Raw genomic sequence first — 1,437 nt, 5'->3', positions numbered from 1 at the left:
AATCAAACAAATTTCACTAACAAAAAAACTGATGGAATGACAAAATATATTATTAGTATTAGCTAACTCAATTTTTTTCTGCCAAGCTTGCAATAGTGAAATATCTTCTTTTTTATTATTAGTTTCTGACATTTCTCTTGACGATATTCAAATTAATATATTAGGACTATAAGATAGTAATGGGAAATATAATATCTACTTAATTATCCATCATCAAATGTTGAATAAGTTGATGAGCTGCTCCGATGAGGATATTTGGTAGTGAGTAAGATGATGCTATTTTTTTTGATAGGTCGATATTGACAAAAAAGTCGTTCGTCATCAAAAAAATTTTCCTTTTACGCTAAAGCATACAAAACTTTTGAAAAGTCACATTAATAGCTTCTGACTTCTGACTTCTGACTTCGTTAACTCTTTCCTAACCAAGCAAAAGCTCGATTTAATTCAGCAGTACCATTTTTTTCATACCATTTTCCGTGGGATAAAATAATTTTTTGAGGCTCCCATTTTAACATCTGCTTGAAACAGTCACGAGCTTGATTTTTTCGCCCCCAAAATGTTACTCGCAAATCCAGTGGTGTTTTACCATTTGGAGCTGCACAACCAATCAACTTTATGAGAAAACCAAATTTTTTACTAACTTTATTCAGCTCAAAATTTTCAATCAAATCTGTCAGAATAAGGGTAGAACTTTGGCGATGAAAAAAAACTACTTCATCCATAAATCTACTACCTCGAAAAATTAATTGAGCAATTTCTTCTGACCATTCAACGGGCGCTTCATCTGCTAAAAAAGTATGAAAAGTCACCTCAATTTTCTGTTGTGCTGCTCGTTCTAAAACTCCTGGTGATGCCCATGCAGTAGCTTCTGGATAAGCCTTTGCCCAATTATGAATGTAAGTATAATGAATTTTGTTAGGTGAAATTAAGTGACGCACTAAACCTAATTTATCAATTTCTGCTTTTAATTTTGGGGTTAATTCTATGGGAGAATGACACCATAATTCACCATTTTTTAGTCGCACAATTGTCATGCGTGTAGGAAATGGAATCCTGGTTCCATACATTGCCATTGTGACAATTCCTCCATCAACAATCCAAATATTTTCATCTACTATTTTAGGAATATTAATTGGTTCATATAAATCGATAATATTTTGACTCATAGGAAAACCTATTTTTGAGTTTTATGCTTAAGAAGTAAGAAGCAAGAAGCAAGAAGCAAGAAGCAAGAAGGAAAAATATTGCTCTGAGTTTTAAGCTTTATTTAGTGCATCGAATTTTACTTGTAAATTTTACTTGTAGTAAACTGACACAGCTAAAACTGTGCAATAGATTGTTATTTCTAGGTGTCTTTATCTCCCCTACTCCCCTACTCCTCTACTCCCTAATGCAAAAAATTAGGTGTGTCAGTCCACTACTGGAATTTCTTCCCTA

At 32.9% G+C, this 1,437-nt stretch carries 2 protein-coding genes; both read right to left on the bottom strand.

Going from position 1 to position 1,437, the window contains the following annotated elements:
- Positions 1-199: 199 nt before the first annotated feature.
- The gene (locus F6K13_RS33085) at positions 200-322 is read right to left on the bottom strand and encodes a hypothetical protein (RefSeq protein ID WP_275670311.1); all 123 of its coding nucleotides are present in this window, start codon (positions 320-322) and stop codon (positions 200-202) included.
- 85 nt (positions 323-407) lie between these two features.
- A complete protein-coding gene (locus F6K13_RS33080) occupies positions 408-1,166 on the bottom strand; it encodes a DUF4336 domain-containing protein (protein WP_124143937.1) in 759 nt (252 codons plus the stop codon).
- Positions 1,167-1,437 lie beyond the last annotated feature (271 nt).

Source organism: Okeania sp. SIO2B9, assembly GCF_010672505.1.
In the GTDB taxonomy this organism is placed as follows: Bacteria; Cyanobacteriota; Cyanobacteriia; order Cyanobacteriales; family Microcoleaceae; genus Okeania; species Okeania hirsuta.
Note: the sequence above shows the minus strand (reverse complement) of the source record. Positions and strands in the feature narration are given on the sequence as shown.

Coding starts and splice junctions, on each gene's coding strand:
- F6K13_RS33085 (WP_275670311.1), bottom strand. CDS start 322: ATGACGAACGACTTTTTTGTCAATATCGACCTATCAAAAAAAATAGCA.
- F6K13_RS33080 (WP_124143937.1), bottom strand. CDS start 1,166: ATGAGTCAAAATATTATCGATTTATATGAACCAATTAATATTCCTAAA.